Annotated in this window: 14 protein-coding genes; 8 read left to right on the forward strand and 6 right to left on the reverse strand. The window is 49.3% G+C overall.

Annotated elements, in window-relative coordinates:
- The first annotated feature begins 554 nt into the window (after nucleotides 1-554).
- Entirely contained in the window at nucleotides 555-1,748 is a 1,194-nt protein-coding gene (locus ACYZZ0_RS18630) for an efflux RND transporter periplasmic adaptor subunit (RefSeq protein WP_461538163.1), read from the forward strand.
- Nucleotides 1,749-1,751: 3 nt separating this feature from the next.
- Entirely contained in the window at nucleotides 1,752-4,874 is a 3,123-nt protein-coding gene (locus tag ACYZZ0_RS18635) for an efflux RND transporter permease subunit (RefSeq protein ID WP_461538164.1), read from the forward strand.
- Nucleotides 4,875-4,949: 75 nt separating this feature from the next.
- Here the strand turns inward: ACYZZ0_RS18635 and serA are convergent, their stop codons facing one another.
- The gene (serA, locus tag ACYZZ0_RS18640; RefSeq protein WP_461538320.1) at nucleotides 4,950-6,179 is read right to left on the reverse strand and encodes a phosphoglycerate dehydrogenase; all 1,230 of its coding nucleotides are present in this window, start codon (nucleotides 6,177-6,179) and stop codon (nucleotides 4,950-4,952) included.
- Nucleotides 6,180-6,398: 219 nt separating this feature from the next.
- Between serA and ACYZZ0_RS18645 the strand changes: the two genes are divergently transcribed.
- Entirely contained in the window at nucleotides 6,399-7,811 is a 1,413-nt protein-coding gene (locus tag ACYZZ0_RS18645) for an FAD-binding oxidoreductase (protein WP_461538165.1), read from the forward strand.
- Nucleotides 7,812-7,871: 60 nt separating this feature from the next.
- On the opposite strand, the gene fghA is transcribed toward ACYZZ0_RS18645, so the two are convergent.
- Both fghA and ACYZZ0_RS18655 read right to left on the reverse strand, forming a co-directional pair.
- The gene (gene fghA / locus ACYZZ0_RS18650) at nucleotides 7,872-8,714 is read right to left on the reverse strand and encodes an S-formylglutathione hydrolase (RefSeq protein WP_461538166.1); all 843 of its coding nucleotides are present in this window, start codon (nucleotides 8,712-8,714) and stop codon (nucleotides 7,872-7,874) included.
- A 65-nt stretch (nucleotides 8,715-8,779) separates the two neighbouring features.
- Nucleotides 8,780-9,910, reverse strand: a complete 1,131-nt coding sequence (locus ACYZZ0_RS18655; RefSeq protein WP_461538167.1) for an S-(hydroxymethyl)glutathione dehydrogenase/class III alcohol dehydrogenase — start codon at nucleotides 9,908-9,910, stop codon at nucleotides 8,780-8,782.
- Nucleotides 9,911-10,075: 165 nt separating this feature from the next.
- On the opposite strand from ACYZZ0_RS18655, the gene ACYZZ0_RS18660 reads away from it, so the two are divergent.
- On the forward strand, nucleotides 10,076-10,945 hold the full coding sequence (locus ACYZZ0_RS18660) for a LysR substrate-binding domain-containing protein (protein WP_461538168.1): 870 nt from the start codon (nucleotides 10,076-10,078) through the stop codon (nucleotides 10,943-10,945).
- A gap of 82 nt (nucleotides 10,946-11,027) precedes the next feature.
- Nucleotides 11,028-11,819, forward strand: a complete 792-nt coding sequence (locus ACYZZ0_RS18665) for a class I SAM-dependent methyltransferase (protein ID WP_461538169.1) — start codon at nucleotides 11,028-11,030, stop codon at nucleotides 11,817-11,819.
- A gap of 89 nt (nucleotides 11,820-11,908) precedes the next feature.
- Here ACYZZ0_RS18665 and ACYZZ0_RS18670 read toward each other — a convergent pair whose 3' ends face one another.
- Both ACYZZ0_RS18670 and ACYZZ0_RS18675 read right to left on the reverse strand, forming a co-directional pair.
- Complete coding sequence (locus tag ACYZZ0_RS18670; protein ID WP_461538170.1) at nucleotides 11,909-12,901, reverse strand: hypothetical protein; 993 nt, start codon at nucleotides 12,899-12,901, stop codon at nucleotides 11,909-11,911.
- Between the two features lie 277 nt (nucleotides 12,902-13,178).
- Entirely contained in the window at nucleotides 13,179-14,552 is a 1,374-nt protein-coding gene (locus tag ACYZZ0_RS18675; protein ID WP_461538171.1) for an aminotransferase-like domain-containing protein, read from the reverse strand.
- A gap of 143 nt (nucleotides 14,553-14,695) precedes the next feature.
- Between ACYZZ0_RS18675 and ACYZZ0_RS18680 the strand changes: the two genes are divergently transcribed.
- On the forward strand, nucleotides 14,696-15,292 hold the full coding sequence (locus ACYZZ0_RS18680) for a LysE family translocator (protein ID WP_461538172.1): 597 nt from the start codon (nucleotides 14,696-14,698) through the stop codon (nucleotides 15,290-15,292).
- An 18-nt stretch (nucleotides 15,293-15,310) separates the two neighbouring features.
- Here the strand turns inward: ACYZZ0_RS18680 and ACYZZ0_RS18685 are convergent, their stop codons facing one another.
- Entirely contained in the window at nucleotides 15,311-15,574 is a 264-nt protein-coding gene (locus ACYZZ0_RS18685) for a DUF4404 family protein (protein ID WP_461538173.1), read from the reverse strand.
- Between the two features lie 159 nt (nucleotides 15,575-15,733).
- Between ACYZZ0_RS18685 and ACYZZ0_RS18690 the strand changes: the two genes are divergently transcribed.
- Together ACYZZ0_RS18690 and ACYZZ0_RS18695 are read left to right on the forward strand one after the other, a co-directional pair.
- Nucleotides 15,734-16,399, forward strand: coding sequence for a fumarylacetoacetate hydrolase family protein (locus ACYZZ0_RS18690; RefSeq protein WP_461538174.1), 666 nt, complete (start codon nucleotides 15,734-15,736; stop codon nucleotides 16,397-16,399).
- Nucleotides 16,400-16,518: 119 nt separating this feature from the next.
- Nucleotides 16,519-16,974 carry an OsmC family protein gene (locus ACYZZ0_RS18695; RefSeq protein ID WP_461538175.1) on the forward strand — a complete coding sequence of 152 codons (456 nt, stop codon included), beginning with the start codon at nucleotides 16,519-16,521 and terminating at the stop codon, nucleotides 16,972-16,974.
- Nucleotides 16,975-17,100 lie beyond the last annotated feature (126 nt).

A 17,100-nucleotide genomic window follows, 5' to 3' on the forward strand; every position in this document is an offset into this window, starting at 1 on the left:
ACGCCTGATCCATCCGAACATGGTAAGGGTCTCGCTATGCTGTGCTTATTGGAAGTTATCGCAGCAATACTGTTTTTCAGATTACCCGCCACAGCAAGAGTTCACCAGAATACTGAATAAAAATTACGCCACGTTCTGCACTACTCACTAACATACATTCCTGTATGTTAGTATTCTCCTCAACTAGACGATAGTTCCTTGTTGGCGTAGCCTGCCTCTTTCCCAGACTTCTTAATTTCACTGCCTGCTCTTTGAAAACAGCAGAGAAATAACAATGGCTAGTCCCCTGTTGCTGCAAGGGGCTATTTGACGCTTTGCTCTAAGAGCCTGTTCATGATCTTTCGTGGATAGCGAAAATGTTGAGAAAAACCTCAGGTGCTTTGATTTTTCGAGGCGCATAGTGGTGCTATGTAACGAGGAAAAGCAGAGCACCTGAGGTTTTTATCGGCATTTGCAGCCCACGATAAGATTGTGAACAGGCTCTAAAGCGCCATGGATGACCAACAGAACAAAACCCCTTTAAAAAGCGGGATGCCCATCAATTGAGGGACGTTATGCATATACCCGGAAAACTCGCCTTTAGAACTGCCTCGCTGATTTTGGGGCTTGCCTTTTTAGCCGGTTGCTCTGATGAACAAGCAACAACTGACGCTGAATTCCAGATGCCAGCCCCGGCTGTTTCTGTCATTTCTGTTCCGCTGGAGCCGGTCGGTGAATATCGTGAATTCGTCGCCCGAACAGAAGCCAGTGAAACAGTCGAGTTACGGGCAAGAGTTGAAGGCTTTATCGAAACACGCGGCTTTACTGAAGGCGCCAATGTTGAAAAAGACCAGCTGCTTTTCCGAATCGATCAGGCACCGTTCAAAGCAGCACTCAGTCAGGCCAGGGCCAGTCTTGCCAGTGCCGAGGCTGAAGCCATTCGAGCTAAAGCTGACCTTGAGCGTGGTCAGGAGCTTTATCCAAAAGGTCATATGAGCAAAGCTGACCTGGATAAACTGACCAGTGCTGAAGCACAGGCCAAAGCCAATGTGCAGGTAGCCAAAGCACAGCTTGAAACAGCTGAAATCAATCTCTCTTACACCGAAATTCATGCGCCTTTCAGCGGCAAAATTGGTAAAGAGACCTACAGCGTTGGCAACCTGGTTGGTCCCTCAAGTTCTCCTCTGGCAGAACTGATTCAAATTGATCCAATCCACGTTAATTTCCAGGTCAACGAGAAAGAACAGATTACTTATCAACAGTCTCATGCCCGGAATCCTGATGCCAATGATGACTTCAACCTGAGCCTTAAACTGCCAAATGGCAGCGTTTACGATCAAAAAGGTAACTTTGACTTTGCTGACATCAAGGTCGATGAAGCAACGGGTACAGTAAACATTCGGGCCAGTTTCCCTAACCCCGACAAACTGTTGCTGCCGGGCCTGTATGTAACTCTTGTTGCTGACAGCACCAAAAAACAGCCAATGCCGCTTATCCCCCAGGCTGCAGTACAGGAAAACCAGCAGGGACGTTTTGTCCTGGTTGTCGATGAAAGTAATCAGGTAGAAACCCGGATTATCGAGACAGGTCGTCGTATTGGCCCGATGTGGTCTGTTAAATCAGGCCTGAAAGCAGGAGAAAAAGTCATTGTTTCCGGCCTGCAGAAGGTTCGCCCTGGTATTGCAGTAAACCCGGTACTTAAGGTTGTGGATAAAACCACTGGTGTTATGCATGACGCCGGTAATGCACCGAACAGCGAGGCGAACTAAGTCATGCTGTTCAGTCATTTTTTCATAAGGCGCCCCAAGTTCGCCTTTGTCATATCAATCGTTATAACACTGGCAGGATTGCTCTCACTGTTTACCCTGCCGGTTAACATGTACCCGGAAATTGCACCACCACAGGTGCAGATTACAGCAGTTTATCCAGGTGCCAGTGCCCAGATTGTTGAAGAGTCCGTTATTCGCCCCATTGAAGAACAGGTCAATGGGGTGGAGGACATGCTGTATATCGAGTCAACCGCCAGCAATAATGGTGCAGCCACAATAACCATTACTTTCAACCCCGGTATTGACGATGATATCGCCCAGGTGAACGTCCAGAACCGTGTATCTCTGGCAACACCAAAGCTACCGGAAGAGGTCAGGCGCCAGGGTATCAGTGTACTCAAGCAGTCAACCAATATGCTGCTGGGTATTAACCTGACATCGCCCAATGGCACCTATGACAATCTGTTCCTGAGTAACTATGCCACCAACTATCTGACTGAACCCCTGGCCCGGGTTGCCGGCGTCAGTAAAATGCAGGTAATGGGTGAGCAAACTTACAGCATGCGAATCTGGCTGGATCCGGATCGGATGAACTCACTGGGTATTACTGTAGGTGATATTCAGCGCACTCTGCAGGAGCAAAACCTGATTGTTGCCGCTGGTAAACTGGGAGAGGGACCTACTCTGCCGGATCAGCAGTTTGAGTATACGATTCAAACCCAGGGGCGCCTGAAAACTGAAGCAGAGTTCGGTAACAGTATTATCCGCGCCAACACCGATGGCTCTATTGTCCGGATGCGGGATGTTGCCCGAATCGAGCTGGGCTCCAAGGCTTATACCGGCAAAGCATTGCTGGACAATGCTCCGACCTCTTTTATTGTTGCCTATCAACTGCCCTCAGCGAATGCGACACAGGTTGCCGAGGGTATCTACAAAGAGATGGAGCGCCTCTCCCAAAGCTTCCCGGAAGACCTTGAATACGACATCGTATACGACACTACAAAATTCATCGATCGCTCTATTGAGGAAGTAACCACAACCCTGTTTCAGGCTGTAGCTCTGGTAGTACTGGTAGTATTTCTGTTCCTGCAGAACTTCCGTATGACCCTGATTCCAACCCTTGCCATTCCGGTCTCCCTGATCGGCACCTTTGCTGTGATGAATGTGTTGGGATATTCGATCAACACTATCTCTTTGTTTGGTCTGGTGTTGGCCATCGGGGTTGTAGTAGACGACGCTATTGTTGTTATTGAAAACGTCGAACGGCATATATCGGAAGGCTTGACGCCAATAGAAGCCGTTCGAATCACGATGAAAGAAGTGACCGGGCCGGTTATTGCAACCACTCTGGTACTACTGGCGGTGTTTGTTCCTGTAGGCTTTATGCCGGGTATGACCGGAACACTGTATAAACAGTTCTCCGTCACGATTTCTGTTGCGGTTATCATTTCATCTATCAATGCACTGACTCTCAGTCCGGCCCTTTGTGCCACTCTGCTGCGTGCGGACAAGATGTCCCACCTGGGCTTTATGAAGCCTCTTGAGCAAGGCATCACCCGCATGACAGCCGGTTACTCCGGTGTGATTGGCTGGATGCTGAAACGTTCCGCCCGTATCGGCATTCTGTTCCTGGTAATTGCGGCTGGAGCCGGCTATCTGCTGAAAGGTCTGCCTTCCGGTTTTGTGCCGAACGAAGACCAGGGCTTTGTATTTGTGAACGTTCAGCTGCCGGATGCTGCATCCATCAACCGTACCGATGATGTGATGGAAAATATCTCGGTCATGATCCGTCAGGATCCCGCGGTAAAACACTTCATCGGTATTTCCGGTTTCAGTATTCTGGGTGGTGCAGGTTCAAATAATGGCTTCGGTATTGCGGTACTGAAGGACTGGGACGAGCGGACAACACCGGATATGCAGCCGGAAGCTATCGTAGGCCGGATGCAGGGCATGTTGTGGAGTCTGCAGGATGCTCAGGCATTTGCCTTTGAGATGCCACCCATTCCAGGTCTCGGTTCTACCAGTGGTTTTGACTTCCGGCTGCAGGACACCATGAGCCGGGATCCGAAGGAAATGGCCCAGATCATGAACGGCCTGTTGTATGAAGCGAATCAGCAGCCTGAACTAAGCCGGGTATTCAGTACATTCCGGGCCAATGTGCCCCAGTTCTACCTTGAGGTTGACCGGGATAAGGCCAAGGCCATGGGTGTCAGCCTGTCAGAGGTGTATCAGACTCTTCAGGCACAGCTGGGATCACTGTATATCAATGACTTCGCCCGTTTTGGCCGGATTTATCAGGTCGTGATGCAAGCTGACAGCGAATATCGCACCAAGCCGGAAGACCTGCACAACTTCTTTGTCCGTAACAGCAAAAACGAAATGGTGCCTCTGTCCACCATGGTGGAGATGAAGCCTATTCAGGGTCCAACGACTATCAGCCGGTTTAACCTGTACCGTTCTGTAACAATTAACGGTGAAGCCGCTCCCGGCTACAGCACCGGTGATGCCATCAAAGTTATGACCGAGTTGGCAGAAAAGCTGCCAGACGGTTACACTTTTGAATGGGCCGGACAGACCCGTCAGGAGATCACAGCCGGTAATCTGGCACCGATGTTGTTCGGACTAGCAGTTCTGTTCGTCTACCTGTTCCTGGTGGCACAGTATGAGAGCTGGAATATTCCGTTCTCGGTTATCGCTTCTGTACCGATTGCGATCTTTGGTTCGGCGGTAGGTCTGACCCTGACCCATATGGTCAATAACATCTACGCCCAGATCGGTATGGTGTTGCTGATCGGTATTTCGGCAAAGACCTCGATTCTGATTGTTGAATTTGCCATGACCAAACGGGATCAGGATGGACTGAGCATTGTTGATGCCGCACAGGCTGCAGCAAAACTGCGTTTCCGGGCGGTATTGATGACAGCACTGTCGTTTGTACTGGGTATTCTGCCTCTGGTTGTGGCTACCGGTCCGGGTGCTGCCAGCCGGGTATCACTGGGTATGACAGTACTCTGCGGTATGCTGGCGGCAACCATTATCGGTACTCTGATGACTCCGGTTCTGTACCGGATAATCCAGGGTATGCGTGAAAAGGCCAAAGGCGGTATTGAGCATATGCAGCACTAATGCTCCTTTACCTCCTTTGAATACAAGAAACCCGGCGAATGCCGGGTTTCTTGTTTATACCGAATAAAAAATTAATCAGTACAGTACACGACAGCGAACAGTTCCTTCGACCTGCTGCAGTTTCTCCAGCGCAACTTCACTGTTGGATGCATCAAGATCAATAACCACATAACCAATATCACCTCGGGTCTGCAGGTACTGGCCGGTAATGTTGATATTGTTGTCGGAGCAGATCTTGTTAATTGATCCCAAAACACCTGGCACGTTGTGGTGAATATGCAAAATACGGTGGCTGTTCGGATGCCCCGGCAAGGCTACTTCAGGGAAGTTAACAGACGACAATGAAGTACCGTTATCGCTGTATTTCACCAGTTTCTCGGCAACTTCCTTACCGATATTGGCCTGGGCTTCCAGCGTACTACCACCGATATGCGGCGTCAGGATGACATTGTTCAGACCACGCAGTGGAGAAATAAATTCTTCATCGTTAGAGCGAGGCTCCTCCGGGAAGACATCGATCGCCGCTCCGGCCAGCTTGCCGGATTCCAGTGCTGAGGCCAGTGCAGGAATATCAACAACGGTGCCACGGGAGGCATTCAACAGAATGCTGCCGTCTTTCATTGCCGCCAGTTCCTTTTCACCAATCATCCACTGGGTAGATGGTGTTTCCGGAACATGCAGGGTGACAATATCACTCTGGGCCAGCAGATCTTCAAGCTCACGAATCTGCTCGGCGTTACCCAGTGGCAGTTTGGATACAGTGTCATAGAAGCTCACTTCCATGCCCATGGACTCGGCCATAACACTGAGCTGGCTGCCGATATTGCCGTAACCGACAATACCCAGTTTCTTGCCACGCAGCTCATAGCTGTTACTGGCAGACTTGCGCCACACACCCTGGTGCGCCAGCGTACTTTTCTCGGGAATGCCACGCAGCAGCAGAATCGCTTCACCCAGCACCAGCTCTGCAACAGAACGGGTATTGGAGTAAGGCGCATTAAATACGGTTACACCACGCTTGGTCGCTGCATCCAGATCAACCTGATTGGTGCCAATACAGAAGCAGCCAACAGCCAGCAGTTTTTCCGCAGCTTCAAACACCTCAGCTGTCAGCTGGGTACGGGAGCGAATACCAACAAAATGGGCATCCCGAATTTTGGCTTTCAGCTCATCATCGGGCAGGGACGTAGTCAGGTACTCGATATTGGTGTACCCACAGGCTTCAAAGCTTTCAACAGCCGAAGCATGGACACCTTCCAGCAAAAGAATTTTGATTTTGTTCTTATCCAGAGACGTCGTGGCCATGATGACTCCCAGTTTATTATTCGCAGCCATTCCGCCGTAATTCTGAGACCCTTCTCCGGCTTTGGTTATTGTCACGGATTCAGGCTTCAGTGCTTCACGACAAACAGGGCGGGTATGATAACATGACCCACCGTGGAAACTACGTAGCAATTCACCTAACTATCGCCTTTCGGCTTAATAAATCTTCCAACAGCCCAAAAATTGAGGCCCGGTATAAAAATGAGCAGTCAACGGGACGCAGACCATCAACAAATTATTGCCCAACTGGAACAGTTGCTGGAGCCAAAGCGCGTTTTAACAGATGCCGAATCACTGGAAAACTGGGGCCGTGACTGGACCCGATTCCATACCCCGGCCCCGCTGGCCATTGCTTTTCCCAAAGATATCAATGAAGTACAGGCACTGGTGCGGTTTGCCAACGAGCAGAAACTGGGTATCGTCCCTTCTGGAGGCCGAACCGGCCTGAGCAGTGGCGCCGTCGCCCTGAATGGCGAGCTGGTTATCTCTTTTGACCGGATGAACAAGATCTCGGATTTCAGCCCGGTTGATCGTACCGTTCGCTGTGAAGCCGGTGTGATTACCGAGCAACTGCAGAACTTTGCTGAAGAGCAGGAGCTGTATTATCCGGTTGATTTCGCATCCAGCGGCTCCAGCCAGATTGGCGGTAATATCGCCACCAATGCCGGCGGTATCAAGGTGATTCGCTATGGCATGACCCGCGACTGGGTTGCCGGACTGAAAGTTGTGACCGGCAAAGGTGAAATTCTGGAACTGAACCACGACCTGCTAAAAAACAATACCGGCTACGACTTGCGCCAACTGTTTATTGGTGGTGAAGGGACTCTCGGTCTGATTGTTGAAGCCACCATGCGACTGGTTCGCCCACCGCGCGACCTGACCGCACTGCTGCTGGGTGTACCGGATATGCCGGCTGTGATGCGGGTACTGGAACGCTTCCAGAAAGCTATCGATCTGACAGCATTTGAGTTCTTCTCTGAAAAGGCTCTGGCCAAGGTGGTTGAACATCATCCTGTACAGCGTCCGTTTGAAAGCAAGACGCCATACTATGCGCTGCTTGAATTCGAATGCCTGAATGAAGAGCTGATGGAACAGGCTATGAACCTGTTTGAAGAGTGCCTGGAAGCTGGCGATGTGGAAGACGGTGTTATCAGCCAGAGCCTGAGCCAGCTGGAAAATCTGTGGAAGTGCCGGGAGTATATCAGCGAAACCATCACCCGCTGGACGCCCTATAAAAACGACATTTCTGTTGTTACTTCAAAGGTCCCGATGTTCCTTGAGGAAATCGAACAGGTTGTAAACTCACAGTATCCTGACTTTGAAATTATCTGGTTTGGCCATATCGGCGACGGCAACCTGCACCTGAATATTCTCAAGCCAGACGCTCTGGATAGAGACGAATTCCTGCAACAGTGTGAAAACGTCAGCCGGCAGGTATTTGATATTGTTCAGCAATACAAAGGTTCTGTTTCCGCTGAGCATGGCGTTGGTCTGTTGAAGAAAAAATGGCTGGGCTACTCCAGGTCCGAAGCAGAAATCAGCTATATGAAAGCGATCAAACTGGCTTTTGATCCCAACAATATTATGAATCCGGGCAAAATGCTGGACGTGTAATTACTCTATAGCATCGGGCTTTGCTTTTTTTATGAGCGAAGCCCGATTTCCCGCATGCGTTTATGAAGACAAATGCTTCGCATGGAATCGCAGGTGATCTTCAATAAAGCTGGAAATAAAGTAATAGCTATGGTCATAGCCTTCCTGCATTCTCAGCTCTAGCGGATAACCAGTGGCTTTTACTACCTGCTTCAGTGCCTCAGGCTTTAACTGTTCTTCGAGAAAACCGTCCGAGCTTCCCTGATCCACCAGCGCCGGAACTTTCGCAGCAGTCGTTTTAATCAGCTCAACTGCATCATATTGCTTCCAGCTTTCCTTATCATTTCCCAGATAACTGGAAAATGCCTTTTGTCCCCATGGACAATCAACCGGATGGCAAATAGGGCTGAAGGCAGAAACAGATTTGTATGCTTCCGGATTTTTCAAGGCAATGGTCAGCGCACCATGCCCTCCCATCGAATGACCACTGATACTGCGAATACTTGAAACCGGAAAATTCGCTTCAACCAGCGCTGGTAGCTCCTGAGTGATGTAATCATACATTCGATAATGACGGTTCCAGGGTGCCTCCGTAGCATTCAGGTAAAAGCCGGCTCCAAGTCCAAAGTCGTAAGCACCTTCAGGATCATCAGCCACATCATCTCCGCGCGGACTGGTATCCGGAGCAACAATCGCAATACCCAGCTCAGCAGCTACCCGCTGGGCCCCGGCCTTTTGCATAAAGTTTTCATCGGTGCAGGTCAGACCGGACAACCAGTAGAGTACTGGCACCTTTTCAGTATTGGCAGCAGGCGGCAGATAAATTGCAAACCGCATATTGCAGTTCAGTACTTCAGAGCGATGGGTATATTGCTTATGCCAACCGCCAAACACTTTGCTGGAGCTGATATTTTCAAGATTCATGGCTTTTCCTCAGGCTGGCCGCAGCACCTCAATCAAAATAAGGCACTACGGTAAATGGCTTCAACTTACTTGTTGTAATGAATCACACTGCGAATACTTTCGCCTTTGTGCATCAGGTCAAAAGCGTCGTTTATTTCTTCCAGCCCCATGGTGTGAGTAATAAAGTCATTCAGTTTGAATTCACCCGCCAAATACTGTTCAACAATACCCGGCAGTTCAGAACGACCTTTCACACCACCAAACGCACTGCCACGCCAGACACGGCCAGTTACCAGCTGGAACGGACGGGTAGAGATTTCCTGACCGGCACCAGCAACACCAATGATCACCGACTCACCCCATCCCTTGTGGCAGCACTCCAGCGCACTGCGCATCACTTCAACATTGCCAATGCATTCAAAGGAGAAGTCCACACCACCGTCGGTCATCTCAACAATGACATCCTGTATAGGCTTATCGTGCTCTTTCGGGTTAACCAGATCAGTAGCACCCAGTTTTTTCGCCAATTCAAACTTGGTGTCGTTAATATCAATACCGATAATCCGGCTGGCCCCGGCCATAGTGGCACCGATAACCGCAGAAAGGCCGATGCCGCCCAGACCAAAAATCGCAACAGTGTCGCCTTTCTGTACCTTGGCTGTTTTCAGTACCGCACCCATACCGGTGGTTACACCACAGCCCAGCAGGCAGACTTCTTCCAAAGGCGCTTCCTGAGATACTTTTGCCAGCGAGATTTCAGGCAATACCGTGTATTCTGAGAAGGTGGAGCAGCCCATATAGTGATAAATCGGCTCACCATCCTTATAAAAACGGGTAGTGCCATCCGGCATCAACCCCTTGCCCTGGGTTTCACGTACCGCGCTGCATAGATTGGTTTTACCAGAAGTGCAGAATTTGCACTCGCCACATTCAGCGGTATAGAGCGGAATAACATAATCGCCCGGCTTTACACTGGTCACACCTTCGCCAACCTGTTCGACAATACCACCGCCCTCATGGCCAAGAATTGCCGGGAAAACGCCTTCCGGATCATCACCGGACAGAGTGAAAGCATCTGTATGACAAACACCGGATGCCACAATCCGCACCAGCACTTCACCGGCTTTGGGCAGCATGACATCAACTTCTTCAACCGACAGCGGCTGACCCGGTCCCCAGGCAATGGCGGCTTTTGACTTGATAAACTGTTCAGACATGACCCGGCTCCATAATTTCTATTCACCTGCCCTGAAACAGCCAATACTGTCAGGCATGCAGGATGAGTATGGTGTATTTGCTTAATTTCGTTTCTATTGTATTTATCCAACGCGAAAGGATAATCCGCCTCTGATGCAATTCACTTTTACAGGACAGTAATAATCATGCAGTTATGGGCAGGTGTCGTTGAATTTATAGCGGTCGCTGAAAGCCACTCTTTCACTGCCGCCGCTAAACGACTTAACACATCTACCGCCCATGTCAGTCGACAAGTCAGCAACCTTGAAGAAAGGCTGGCAATCAAGCTGCTTTATCGCACTACCCGCAAGGTTTCTCTGACAGAAGAGGGTACTGTCTATTACCATCACTGCCGGCTGGCACTGGATGGCCTTGAAGAAGCAGAGCGAGCAGTTTCAAGCCTTAATGATAAGCCACGCGGCATCATCCGGATGACCGCTCCGGTAACGTATGGCGAGCAGTTCATCATGCCGGTAATTATTGAATATATGCAGCAGCACCCGGATATTGAAGTCATCTGTAATCTGACTAATCAGCAAATTGATCTGCTTGAAGGTAGCTATGATCTTGCAATCCGGCTGGGAGCATTACCTGACTCATCCATGATTGCCCGACGCCTGACCAGTCGTACCCGTTTTGTCTGTGCATCACCCGAATATATTGAACGACAGGGTATGCCACACACGCTGTCCGAACTTGGGCAGCATAACTGCCTTGTCGGAAATAACAGTCACTGGCAGTTTACTGAGAACGGCAAAGCCAGAAGCATCAGGGTTCATGGCAGCCTGACCTGTAGCAGCGGTTATACACTGCTGAATGCAGCACTCAAGGGAATCGGTTTGATCCAGCTGCCCAGCTATTACGTAGGCGATGCCATTGCCAGCGGTTCATTGAGAAAAGTCCTGCAGCAATATCAGGAACCCGAGGAAAATATCTGGGCACTTTATCCACAGAACCGTCACCTTTCTCCAAAAGTACGCCGGCTGGTAGAGCTTCTGGAGCAGAGACTGCCCTAATACATCATCCCGGAATGGCGATACCGTCAGTGGAATCCATACTGGTAGCTCTACCATCCACAACGACGTCACTCATAACACCATGAATAAGGCCGTCCATCACTGGAATCCCGAAAGCTACAGTCATTATGCCCGGCTTGCACACAGATTCTCTGCCGGAACACTGGCGTTACTTCAGCCTCAACCCGGCATGAAGATACTCGATATCGGCTGTGGTGAAGGTTCAATCAGTCAGCTGTTGCAGGACCAGGGCGCAATAGTGACCGGTATCGACATGAATCCGGATCAGATCGAAAAAGCCCTGCAAAAAGGTATCGATGCACGGCTGATGGATGCAAGGGAGATCAATTTTGATAATGAATTTGATGCGGTTTTTTCCAACTGGACTATTCACTGGATTCAGGATCATTCATCCCTGTTCAGCCGGATCTGCAAGGCGCTGAAGCCAGGGGGCTACTTTGCTGCAGAGTTTGGTGCAACCACATCGGATTTCGCGAGCAATCACTTTCTGGCTCACTTCAAGCGTGCCCTGCCAAGGTACGGTTTTAATCTGGAAGACGTAGCGCCAGTAAACTTTTCCACGCCTAAATCATTACTGCAAGACCTGAAAGCCAGCAAACTTCAGCCTCAAACTTACAAGCTGGTTCAACATGCCATTCCTCTGCCAGGCAACATGCAGGAGTTTGTTGAAACGATCTTTAATCCAATTCCCGTTGCACTGGAATCAGCATGGCCCCAGTTCATTAGTGAACTGACTGCGGAAATGGCTCCGTCTCACCTGGGGCCGGACGGTGTCTGGTATCTGGATTTTACCCGCCATCAGTTTCTGGCAATTAAAGCAGAACCCAGTCCTTGTTATTTAGTAAAAAGATAGCAAGCAGAAAATCCTGCCAAGAACGAGAAAAGAAGGTGCATTACTATTAATGCACCTTCTTTTGTTAGCAGATTAAGTTGTCAGTTCAACTATTGTTGATTTGTATCGTTAACTGCCTTTGGCCTTTTTGGCTTATTTTTGTAATCAACAGTCGGCGGTGGTCCTTTTTTATTTCCTGTCTCCACCCTGCCTGTCGGAGGACTGTTTGGTGTTGTCTTCCTGAGCTTGACTTGTGAGGGATCAAACTGAGGAAGGCCAGGTCCACCGCCATTTGTAGGTGGTTTTGGGGCCGGCGGTTTCGTCACAGGTGGAGCAGAAGTCGTCGTACCAGTTGCTGTTTTCTTTTTTGGCTGCCAGCCAGGAGGTGGCGGTCCAGCAGATGGCGGTGGGGGCGGTGGGGGTGCTGTAGTTGGCGGCGGCGGGGGAGCCACTGTTGGTGCTGGCGGCGGCGGGGGAGCAGCTTGTTGCAAACGGGGAAGAACTGTTCCCTGAGGCATCATTGCCAGATAAGCTTCATTTTCCAGTTCAAGCAGCCGAGCCAATAAGTCCAGCCAGAGAGCAAATCGTGGTTCAGGTGTTTTGGTCTGAGCGCCAAGATACTGGAACAGATTTACCTGTCCCAGAACATCCTGAAAAGGAGATATCTGAACCAAAGGGTCTCCCGTTTCATTCACATTCTGAACAACAAGCCAGCTCACCATACCGGCTGTTTTCATTTCACTAAGGATATAATTCACTGTGTGGGGTGAAAGCTTGTCTATTCGACGAACCATAACCGAGTATGGAATTGATGTTGCAGCATTGAAAGGCTGCCCATCAGCATATGAATAATTCCCCGGATTTTCTGCATCAGTCATTGTTGGTTTTAACCAGTTAATCTTATTATCCTGATCATACTGTTTTAATTTACCAACCCTGACATCATCAGTGATAGTGTCATCAAACAATATATCCAACAGCGGAAAGTCAGATGCTGCAACTGGTTGAAACTGAAGTATAATCAAGAAGGGCAATATCAATGCCATTCCCATTAATTTCATATGATTTACAAACCACTTTAAAAATCTTTGATAAATCTTCATGACAATCCTTTGCTTAGTAGATTAGCAACGAAGGTTTACCGTTAAAGTTTATACCAATTCCTACATATCGGAGTTGTTTTTAATAAAAATATCTAATCAAAATCAAGCTATTTATATTGATACAAAAGCTCTTAATTTTTACATTTATTTATTTTTAGTGACTTTTAAAAAATAATTCAGTTTATGCTGCTAATTAAATTCAATTGCAAACACTTGAATAAACTTCAATATCAGAGGTGCTTGCAAAATACTAACGATCTCAGCTCCTGACAGGGCTCTAGCTGATCAGATCTCTGATTTTTTCTAAGCCCTGCTCTAACTGCGGCACTGATTCAGGGCCACTTATTGCCAACCGGATATACTGTGGAGCTTTACAGCCCGGCGGGACAAACAGCTCGCCCGACTTGACCGTTACTGCCTGCTGATGGCAAGCCCGAATAAACTTATTCAATTGCCATTCATCAGGAATCCTGAGCCAGGAGTGGAAGCAGTTGGGCTGACTGCGAATATCAAAGCTGCCCAACACTTGTTGCAGTATTTGGTATCTGAGCCGCATATCAGCCTGAACCCATTGTAAGATCTGGTCTGCAGCACCACTCCTCAGAAGCTCACAGGATAACCCAGTCAACACTGGACTAATCATCCAGCTCTGGTTTTGAAGCGCTATAGCCAGCCGGCGATACAACCGTTTTGGAGCACTAAGAAATCCAACCCGCAATCCCGGTGCAAGGCATTTTGACAACGAGCCAATGTAAATCACATTATCTGGATCAGAATTAACCAGTGGGGGCGGAGGATTGGTAGGTAAGAGCCCGTTAACATCATCTTCCAGCACCATTACCCCGTATTTACGGCAAACAGCCAGAATTTGAACTCTTCGCTCTGAGTTCATAATAGCTGTCGTAGGGTTTTGCAGGGTTGGAGTGCAGTAGATTGCTCGCGGATTGTGCCTTTTGCAGGCTGCTTCCAGCGACTGTGGTAGCAAGCCCTGGTCATCCATTTCTACCGGCTCCAGTTTGACTTGTTGCTGCTGTGCCAAGCTGATCACCCCCGGGTAAGCATATTTTTCCACCAGCAATGTATCTCCAGCCCGGCACATCACCGTCAGGGCCAGCTGGACACCGTGCTGAGCCCCTGAAGTAAACAGCATTCTGGAAGCATCAACCGCAACACCACGCTGCTTCAGCCAGTCGGCTACGCACTGTCGATGTTGATCAAAGCCTTCAGCCTTCTGATACAGCATCATGTGGCCAAGCTGTTCCCGGGATGTCGCAAGCTGCTGTAAAGCCTCCTGTATCGTCGCTGAACGATCCAGTGCAGGGGGAATATTGTATCCCAGGTTACACTCATGATTTTCAGTTCTCACCGGCTGCAGGAACCAGCCTTGCCGTTCAGACTGTTTCACAAATGTTCCGGCACCAACCCTCGCCTCAACCAGACCTCTTTTCTCCATCTCTGCATAACTTCGGGTCACAGTGCCAACAGTTACCTGTAACTCATCCGCCAAAGCACGGTGAGTCGGTAATTTATCACCCGGTTTGAGAACTCCCTGCTGAACCAGCTGTCCAAAATGATCCGCTAACTGACGGTATATCGGGCCCTCAGAACGGGATAAAGACAGTGCTTCCAGCACATACTTATCAATTGTCATGGTGACAATAATTCCTTTGCATCACTTATCGGTGATTGTTAGGGTTCATTTGTGAAAAATGACACAAATCAATTGTTTCATCCTAAATTGTATCGATACAATTTTGAAGTCACGGATGAAAAACAGACTTCAAGGTGGGTAATGTGGAGTTTCAGCTTTTCCTGACTGTGGCTTTATTTGCAGCAACCATGACCGGTACCCCCGGGCCAAATAACATGATGCTGACAGCCTCCGGCGCCAATTTTGGTTACCGACGTACTATTCCACACATGTTCGGGATTGGAATCGGACTGGTATCAGTAATACTGCTGGTCGCAGCCGGATTGGGTATTATTTTTGAGAAGTACCCGGCGGTGCAGATGGGCCTCAAATGGATAGCCAGTGCCTATTTGCTTTATCTGTCCTGGAAAATCGCTATAGCCTCCGCTCCCGGTAATGATGCGAAAGCGTCAAGCCGCCCAATGACCTGCCTTGGAGCCGCGCTGTTCCAGTTTGTGAATCCAAAAGTCTGGGTAATGGCGATTACAGCCGTAGGCAGCTTCACTCTGAGTGGTGAAGAATACTGGCTTTCAGCACTGATTATCGCCATGGCATTCTGGGCGACCCAGATTCCAACCTCTTCCATCTGGGCCGGTTTTGGTTCCCTGATCAGGCACTATTTGGCTACGCCCAAAGCCTGGAGAATATTTAACGGCATTATGGGTGTGGCAACAGCATCCTGCCTGCTATTCATCTGGTAAGGCAGGAAAAAACTGCGTTTATACACCCATACTGTTCAGCGTATTCATAATCTGGCGAACAGCCTGAGCCAATGCCGGATGATCTTCAGCAAACTGAATCACTTCCTGTTCCAGTTGGTCATTAAAGGCTTCGGCGGGAAGTTCCCCTTCAGCTCGGGCCAGAGCCAACTGGATTTCACTGGTCACCTGCCTCAAGCTGGCTGCAGTACAGTCATCAACCGGTTGACCTTCAAGCAGATCGTGCAGATGTTGTATCTGGGTATTGAGTTGTTGTTCAGGCATGGCATTCACCCCTTTTCCTAACTCGTTCTCCTAGCATAGCGCCGCGACTGATAGAATGGCAGAGCAGACTGCCTGAAAAATCAGGAATACTAACAATCTGTGAAAAATGACAGTCACTGTCTTGCCAGTGATAAATAAAGTAACGCAGATGGATAAACTATGACGTACAAACACACATGGGTCAGTGGTGACGGCATCGATCTTCCTGTTGGCAAAGTTGTATGCGTGGGACGTAACTATGCCGAGCATGCGAAGGAGCTGAACAACCCGATACCTTCCGAGCCACTGCTGTTTATCAAGCCCTCCACCGCCGTTACACGTTTTGAGCGCCCCATCAAGCTGTCTTCTGAGCGGGGTGAAGTTCATTATGAAACCGAAATCTCGGTGCTGATTGGCCAGAAACTCTCTGATGCTTCGGAACAAGATGCTGTCGCATCAATTACAGGTATCGGGCTGGGACTGGATCTTACCCTGCGTGATGTGCAGAGCCAGCTCAAGGAAAAAGGTCACCCCTGGGAGAAAGCCAAGGCTTTCGATAATAGCTGCCCGCTGACCGGCTTTGTGGCAACCAAACACCTGCCTTCTCTGGATGATATTAACCTGAAGCTGTATATCAACGGGTTACTGCGTCAGCAGGGCAACAGCTCACAGATGCTGACCGCGATCCCCGCTTTGATCAGCCAGATAAGTCAGCATTTCACTCTGCTTCCTGGCGATATCGTTCTGACCGGAACCCCTGCCGGTGTTGGCGCTCTGAGCACCGGGGATGAGCTGCGGGCCGAGCTGGATAAACTTTGTCGTTTTCATACCCGGGTAACGGATTAAACTCTTTGAGTTGAAGGCAGGCTGGAGATTTGCTTCATAGCAATAGAATATTAGAAAAAACTAATATATTATTTCTGCCCTGATGATTTAATTCAGCGTTAATCCAAAGGTACTCGCAGATGGCTGTAAACAAGACTATTTCCGTAACCTCCAGTATGGAAGACGGTTTCAGGATTGAGGCCCAATTAGGCAACCACCTTGCTGTCATCGACCAGCCAAAAGCTGCCGGTGGACAGGATGCCGGCCCGACTCCTCTGGAATACTTCCTGTTTTCTCTGGGTGGCTGTGTCGCCAGCATCGGTCGAATCATGGCCAGTCAGCAAAGGCTCGCACTGCGAGGCATGAAGGTGACTGTTGAAGCCGGGCTGAATACCGCAGGTCTGGCAGGCAAGCCGACTGATGACCGCATCGGCTTCCAGAGCTTCCATGTCAGTGCCGAGATTGATGCCGATATGACTGCCGAAGAAAAACAGGCATTTCTGGATGCCATCTGTGCCCGCTGTCCGGTACATGACAACATTGCCAAAACAACCGTAGTCGAGCACGTTGCTGCTGAGCAGGCTGTTCCGGCCTGAAGCTCCTCCACCCCCACCAATAAATGACGGCTTCAATACCGTCATTTATTGGTTATCTATTAGCTATCAAGCCTGTCCTATTCACGAAAGTATCAGTCTGTGCTGCCGCTACAGAGATTAATATCT

The sequence above is a fragment of the Spongorhabdus nitratireducens genome (assembly GCA_947387575.1).
Lineage (GTDB): Bacteria > Pseudomonadota > Gammaproteobacteria > Pseudomonadales > Endozoicomonadaceae > CANDOC01.

What these genes read in the sequence shown, in the direction of transcription:
- fghA (WP_461538166.1), bottom strand. Translation starts at nt 8,714, where the DNA reads ATGAATCTTGAAAATATCAGCTCCAGCAAAGTGTTTGGCGGTTGGCAT.
- ACYZZ0_RS18635 (WP_461538164.1), top strand. Translation starts at nt 1,752, where the DNA reads ATGCTGTTCAGTCATTTTTTCATAAGGCGCCCCAAGTTCGCCTTTGTC.
- ACYZZ0_RS18655 (WP_461538167.1), bottom strand. Translation starts at nt 9,910, where the DNA reads ATGTCTGAACAGTTTATCAAGTCAAAAGCCGCCATTGCCTGGGGACCG.
- ACYZZ0_RS18665 (WP_461538169.1), top strand. Translation starts at nt 11,028, where the DNA reads ATGAATAAGGCCGTCCATCACTGGAATCCCGAAAGCTACAGTCATTAT.
- ACYZZ0_RS18670 (WP_461538170.1), bottom strand. Translation starts at nt 12,901, where the DNA reads ATGAAGATTTATCAAAGATTTTTAAAGTGGTTTGTAAATCATATGAAA.
- ACYZZ0_RS18630 (WP_461538163.1), top strand. Translation starts at nt 555, where the DNA reads ATGCATATACCCGGAAAACTCGCCTTTAGAACTGCCTCGCTGATTTTG.
- ACYZZ0_RS18695 (WP_461538175.1), top strand. Translation starts at nt 16,519, where the DNA reads ATGGCTGTAAACAAGACTATTTCCGTAACCTCCAGTATGGAAGACGGT.
- ACYZZ0_RS18660 (WP_461538168.1), top strand. Translation starts at nt 10,076, where the DNA reads ATGCAGTTATGGGCAGGTGTCGTTGAATTTATAGCGGTCGCTGAAAGC.
- ACYZZ0_RS18645 (WP_461538165.1), top strand. Translation starts at nt 6,399, where the DNA reads ATGAGCAGTCAACGGGACGCAGACCATCAACAAATTATTGCCCAACTG.
- ACYZZ0_RS18690 (WP_461538174.1), top strand. Translation starts at nt 15,734, where the DNA reads ATGACGTACAAACACACATGGGTCAGTGGTGACGGCATCGATCTTCCT.
- ACYZZ0_RS18685 (WP_461538173.1), bottom strand. Translation starts at nt 15,574, where the DNA reads ATGCCTGAACAACAACTCAATACCCAGATACAACATCTGCACGATCTG.
- serA (WP_461538320.1), bottom strand. Translation starts at nt 6,179, where the DNA reads ATGGCCACGACGTCTCTGGATAAGAACAAAATCAAAATTCTTTTGCTG.
- ACYZZ0_RS18675 (WP_461538171.1), bottom strand. Translation starts at nt 14,552, where the DNA reads ATGACAATTGATAAGTATGTGCTGGAAGCACTGTCTTTATCCCGTTCT.